This window comes from Flavobacterium sp. HTF (genome assembly GCF_003105115.1).
Classification (GTDB): domain Bacteria; phylum Bacteroidota; class Bacteroidia; order Flavobacteriales; family Flavobacteriaceae; genus Flavobacterium.
Genome location: NZ_QETH01000143.1, coordinates 1 through 7,201, shown reverse-complemented (window position 1 = coordinate 7,201; position 7,201 = coordinate 1). Strand labels below are relative to the sequence as shown.

Below are 7,201 nucleotides of genomic sequence, written 5' to 3'. Positions count from 1 at the left end.
AAATTGTAAGTCTATTTTTTCTTTCCCTAAGAAAATTTTACAAAATATTTTTTCCTTACTGTTTTGTTTGATTACTGGTATTTCATTTTCACAATCCGCATCCTGTAATGCGACCCTGGTTGTTGAAAACAATGGAAATGTGAGAAGCACTCCTCTTGACGGAACTTATTATACAATGGTTCTCACCAACAACAGCCCGTCAACAGACACGTACAGTTTGACAGCAGCCAATGTCAATACGTCTTGTGCAAATACGGACGGAACCTCAAATACGGAAAATGTAAGGATTAATACTTCATTTATGGATTCTCAAAAAGTTCCAGTTAGTGAAATTACCCTAAATGCCGGACAATCTGTAGTTTTTTATATACACATTACGGTTCCTGTGGGAACTTCTGTAGAAAAATGGTCCTGCAATCAAATTACTGCCACCTCAAAAACCTGTATCAATTATACTGCTGATACTGTTTTGCACACTTATGTCATCAATCCTGTGAATGACTAAAATTTTATATCAAGTGTTACCCTTAAAATAATTAAAAATGGAAAAATCTTTACTCTCTTTCAGCAATTATTTAGGATTTATTAAAAGAATTTACTTAGTTGTATTGCTTCTTTTTTATTCTTCATTTGGTTTAGCGCAAACAATAACAACCAACAAAACAGTAACTGCAAATGCAGGAAATTGTGGTGTTGTTAATGTAAAATTAGATATTACCGGCTCAGATCCTATAACTAGAAATTCTGATGTAATTTTAGTAATTGACGTATCAGGAAGTATGGGAAACACCATTTCTAATGACACCAAAACGTCTATGGATTATGCTAAACTGGCAGCAAAATCTTTTATTTCACAAGCCTCGGCAAATACAAATAACAGAATTGCAATTGTGTCTTATACAACAAATGCTAAACTGGAAATTGGTTTAACTTATCTGAATGCCGCGGGAACAACTGCATTAAATGCAAAAATTGATGCATTGACAGCAACAAATAATACGAACATTCAGGATGGAATTGTTAAAGCCGAGACAGAACTGGAAACCAATGGCCGGTTTGACTGTGCAACGGCCCGAAGCATTATTTTACTGACTGATGGTGTTACCAACCGTACAGGTCCTTCAGGTAATACAACAAGCTGCAATACAACAAGTATTAATTCAACTTGCGTCACATCTGCAATAAATGCTGCTACGAATGCAAAAACTACTGTAAAATCAAGTGTAACTTATAATAATCAGATTTTTTCGGTTGGTTTGTTTGGTGGAATTCCAGGGAATATTAACACTGTTGGGAGCGATCAATATGTGGCAAAATATACTCTGGATGGAATTCAGGGAAGCGCTGCTTACATTACACAAAGCGGCGCTAATCTGACTTCTATTTACAACCAGATTGCGACACAAATTTCATGGGTAGCACAAAGCCTGATTGAAAAAGAAACTATAATTCCGGGCTTTACAGTTGGCTCAATCACTACATCTAAAGGCACAGCTGCCCTTTCCGGACAAGTAATTACCTGGAATACTGATTTTCTGAATTCAGAAACCATTACATTAAATTATCAGTTAACACCAACAGGATCTGCCTGCGGAACCCAAACGGTGAGTACCTCTACTCTAAATTATAAAAATACAGCTTGCGCAAATGATTCAAAAATCATTACAAGTCCAACTTATTTTGTGCCTTGCACTCCGATAATTACAGGTGTTTTAACCGCATGCGGCTCAACAACATTAACTGCTTCTACAAATGCTTCTTCTCCGACCTATGTCTGGTATAAAGATAATGTTGAAATAAGCGGACAAACAGCAGCAACTTTGGTTGCAACGGTAAGCGGAGCTTATAAAGTAAAAGTAAAAAATGGTTCAACCAATTGTGAATTGACCTCTGCGGCATCTAATGTCACTATTAGTCCTGCGGCGGCTCTTACAGCTCCAGCAAACGCAACTATTGCAGGTTGTGGTACCAATGCTGTAACGGGGCTTCTTTACAGTACATCGGGTACGAATATAACTTTAGCGCAATTAAATGCTGCCGGAGGATCATTACCTAATAGTGCTTCTATCGGAACTTACACCATTTCTTATTCTGATACCTCAACTGGTTCGTGTCCCATAGTTGTAACAAGAACTTTTAAAGTTTCAACAAGCTGCGGAAATATAACAGCAAACCAAACTATAACTATTCAGGACACAACCGCGCCAACCTGGACAACAGCTCCAACTGCTTTGAATGTGACTTTACAATGCAGCGATACTGCAGGACTGGCAACGGCCCAAAACCAATCACCAATTGCCACTGATAATTGTGGAGGAACGGTAACCTATACCAAAACAAACGGAGTTTTTACTGCGGGTTCTTGTATTAATTCAGGAACTTATACCAATACCTGGATTGCAAAGGATGTTTGTAATAATTCGTCAACATCTTTTATCCAAGTTATCACGATTCAGGACACAACCGCTCCAACCTGGACAACAGCTTCAACGGCTTTAAATATGACTTTGCAATGCAGCGATACAGCAGGATTGGCAACCGCCCAAAACCAATCACCAGTTGCTACTGATAATTGTGGAGGAACGGTAACCTATACCAAAACAAGCGGAGTTTTTACTGCCGGCTCTTGTATTAATTCCGGAACTTACACCAATACCTGGATTGCAAAGGATGTTTGTAATAATTCGTCAACATCTTTTATCCAAGTTATCACGATTCAGGACACAACCGCTCCAACCTGGACAACAGCTCCAACGGCTTTGAATGTGACTTTACAATGCAGCGATACTGCAGGATTGGCAACCGCCCAAAACCAATCACCAATTGCTACTGATAATTGTTCGGCAGTAACATACACCAAAACAAGTGGAATTTTTATTGCCGGTTCTTGTGTGAATTCAGGAACTTACACCAATACCTGGATTGCCAATGATGTTTGTAATAATTCGTCAACGTCTTTTATCCAAGTTATCACGATTCAGGACACAAACGCGCCAACCTGGACAACAGCTCCAACGGCTTTGAATGTGACTTTACAATGCAGCGATACAGCAGGACTGGCAACCGCCCAAAACCAATCACCAGTTGCTACTGATAATTGTGGAGGAACAGTAACCTATACCAAAACAAGCGGAGTTTTTACTGCCGGTTCTTGTGTAAATTCCGGTACTTATACCAATACCTGGATTGCAAAGGATGTTTGTAATAATTCGTCAACGACTTTTACGCAAATTATTACAATTGAAGACACCACCGCTCCGGGCTGGACAACCCAATTCGGTGCATTGGATGTGACTTTGCAATGCAGCGATACTGAAGGACTGGCAACAGCTCAAAACCAATCACCAGTTGCCACTGATAATTGTGGAGGAACGATAACCTATACCAAAACAAGTGGAATTTTTACTGCCGGTTCTTGTGTAAATTCCGGAACTTATACCAATACATGGATTGCAAAGGATATTTGTAATAATTCCTCAACTACTTTTACGCAAGTTATCACGATTCAGGACACAAACGCGCCAACCTGGACAACAGCTCCAACGGCTTTGAATGTCACTTTGCAATGCAGCGATACAGCAGGACTGGCAACAACCCAAAACCAATCACCAGTTGCTACTGATAATTGTGGAGGAACGGTAACATATACCAAAACAAGCGGAATTTTTACAGCGGATTCTTGTATTAATTCCGGGACTTATACCAATACATGGATTGCAAAGGATATTTGTAATAATTCCTCAACTACTTTTACGCAAGTTATCACGATTCAGGACACAACCGCGCCAATCTGGACAACAGCTTCAACTGCTTTAAATACCACTTTACAATGCAGCGATACAACGGGACTGGCAACGGCTCAAAACCAATCACCAGTTGCTACTGATAATTGTGGAGGAACGGTAACCTATACCAAAACAAGCGGGATTTTTACTGCAGGTTCTTGTATTAATTCTGGAACTTATAACAATACGTGGATTGCCAATGATGTTTGTAATAATTCCTCAACGACTTTTACACAGGTCATTACCATTGAAGATAACACCGCTCCGGGCTGGACGACCCAATCCGGTACATTGGATGTCACTTTGCAATGCAGCGATACTGAAGGATTGACAATCGCCCAAAACCAATCACCAGTTGCTACTGATAATTGTGATGGAACGGTAACATATACCAAAACAAACGGAGTTTTTACAGCGGGTTCTTGTATTAATTCTGGGACTTACACCAATACCTGGATTGCCAATGATGTTTGTAATAATTCGTCAACTGTTTTTACGCAGGTCATTACCATTGAAGACACCACCGCTCCAGACTGGACAACAAAATCCGGTACATTGGATGTGACTTTACAATGCAGCAATACTGCAGGACTGGCAACCGCCCAAAACCAATCACCAGTTGCTACTGATAATTGTGGGGGAACGGTAACCTACACTAAGACAAGTGGAATTTTTACTGCCGGTTCTTGTATTAATTCCGGGACTTATACCAATACCTGGGTTGCCAATGATGTTTGTAACAATACCTCAACGACTTTTACGCAGATTATTACCATTGAAGACACCACCGCTCCAGACTGGACAACCCAATCCGGTATATTAGATATCACTTTACAATGCAGCGATACTGAAGGATTGGCAACAGCACAAAACCAATCACCAGTTGCCACTGATAATTGTGGGGGAACGGTAACATACACCAAAACAAGCGGAATTTTTACTGCGGGTTCTTGTGTTAATTCCGGGACTTATACCAATACCTGGATTGCCAATGATGTTTGTAATAATACCTCAACGTCTTTTACACAAACTATTACAATTGAAGACACAACCGCTCCAACCTGGACAACAGCTTCAACTGCTTTAAATGTGACTTTACAATGCAGCGATACTGAAGGATTGGCAACAGCCCAAAACCAATCACCAGTTGCCACTGATAATTGTGGTGGAACGGTAACCTATACCAAAACAAGCGGAATTTTTACAGCGGGTTCTTGTGTGAATTCCGGAACATATACCAATACGTGGATTGCCAATGATGTTTGTAACAATACCTCAACGACTTTTACGCAAATTATCACGATTCAGGACACAACCGCGCCAACCTGGACAACAGCTTCAACTACTTTGAATATCACTTTACAATGCAGCGATACAGCAGGACTGACAACAGCCCAAAACCAATCACCAGTTGCTACTGATAATTGTGGAGGAACGGTAACATATATTAAAACAAGCGGGATTTTTACTGCAGGTTCTTGTATTAATTCCGGAACATATACCAATACCTGGGTTGCCAATGATGTTTGTAATAATATCTCAACGACTTTTACACAAACTATTACAATTGAAGACACCACCGCTCCGGGCTGGACGACCCAATCCGGTACATTGAATGTGACTTTGCAATGCAGCGATACAGCAGGACTGGCAACGGCTCAAAACCAATCACCAGTTGCTACTGATAATTGTGGGGGAACGATAACCTATACCAAAACAAGCGGGATTTTTACTGCAGGTTCTTGTGTAAATTCCGGAACTTATACCAATACCTGGATTGCCAACGATGTTTGTGATAATTCCTCAACTGTTTTTACGCAGGTCATTACCATTGAAGACACTACCGCTCCAGACTGGACGACCCAATCTGGTACATTGGATGTGACTTTGCAATGCAGCGATACTGAAGGATTCACAATCGCCCAAAACCAATCACCGATTGCCACTGATAATTGTGGGGGAACGGTAACCTATACCAAAACAAGTGGAATTTTTACTGCTGGTTCTTGTATTAATTTAGGAACTTACACCAATACCTGGATTGCAAAGGATGTTTGTAATAATTCGTCAACTGTTTTTACGCAGGTCATTACCATTGAAGACACCACCGCTCCAGGCTGGACGACCCAATCCGGTACATTGGATGTCACTTTGCAATGCAACGATACAGCAGGACTGGCAACGGCTCAAAACCAATCACCAGTTGCCACTGATAATTGTGGAGGAACAATAACATACACCAAAACAAGCGGGATTTTTACTGCGGGTTCTTGTATTAATTCCGGAACTTATACCAATACGTGGATTGCCAATGATGTTTGTAATAATACCACAAAGACTTTTACACAAACTATTACAATTGAAGACACCACCGCTCCAGACTGGACAACCCAATCCGGTACATTAGATATCACTTTACAATGCAGCGATACTGAAGGATTCACAATCGCCCAAAACCAATCACCAATTGCCACTGATAATTGTGGAGGAACAATAACATACACAAAAATAAGTGGTGAATTACAAAGAGGAAGCTGTGGTAGTACTGGTACTTACACTAATACATGGACAGCTAATGATGTTTGTAATAATACTTCGGTTGTTTTCACACAAGTAATTACGGTTCAAGACACTGCTATTCCGACTTGGATTACGGAGGCTGGGAAATTAAATATCACTTTGCAATGTAATGATATTGAAGGATTAACAATTGCCCAAAATCAGAAACCGGTCGCAACAGCAAATTGTTCTTTTGTAACTTATACCAAAACAAGTGGAGCTTTTGTAGCCTCAGAAAGTTGTTTGAACTCTGGAAGTTATACTAATTCATGGATTGCAAAAGATGATTGCGGAAATGTTACTGATTCTTTTCTGCAAGTAATCACCATCGAAGATACAACGTCTCCAACATGGACAACTCTAAACGGTGCTCTTAATGTAACCGTTCAGTGCAGTGATACTGAGGCTTTGGCTTTAGCCCAGGCGAAATTTCCAATAGCGAACGATTCCTGCGATGGTGATGTTTCGGATATTGTGAAAACCAGCGGTCAGTTTGTGGCTGCCGAAGGTTGTGCCAATTCCGGATCTTATACCAATACCTGGATGGTAAAAGATGATTGTGGTAATACTTCTGAGATTTTTACACAAGTAATCACTATCGAAGATACCACGGCTCCGACATGGACAACTCTAAACGGTGCTCTTAATGTAACCGTTCAATGCAGTGATACTGAGGTTTTGGCTTTAGCGCAGGCGAAATTTCCAATAGCGAACGATTACTGCGATGGTGATGTTTCAAATATTGTGAAAACCAGCGGTCAGTTTGTGGCTGCCGAAGGTTGTGCCAATTCCGGAACTTACACTAATACCTGGATGGTAAAAGATGACTGTGGCAATACTTCTGAGATTTTTACGCA

The 7,201-nt window shown here is 40.5% G+C and carries 2 protein-coding genes; both read left to right on the top strand.

The annotated features are described in order from the left end of the window. A partial coding sequence (locus DCO46_RS21840; protein ID WP_207784990.1) for a hypothetical protein occupies nt 1-505 on the top strand: 505 nt, incomplete at its 5' end. A gap of 37 nt (nt 506-542) precedes the next feature. Then, on the top strand, nt 543-7,201 hold a 6,659-nt coding region (locus tag DCO46_RS21835; RefSeq protein ID WP_133244623.1), incomplete at its 3' end, for a vWA domain-containing protein.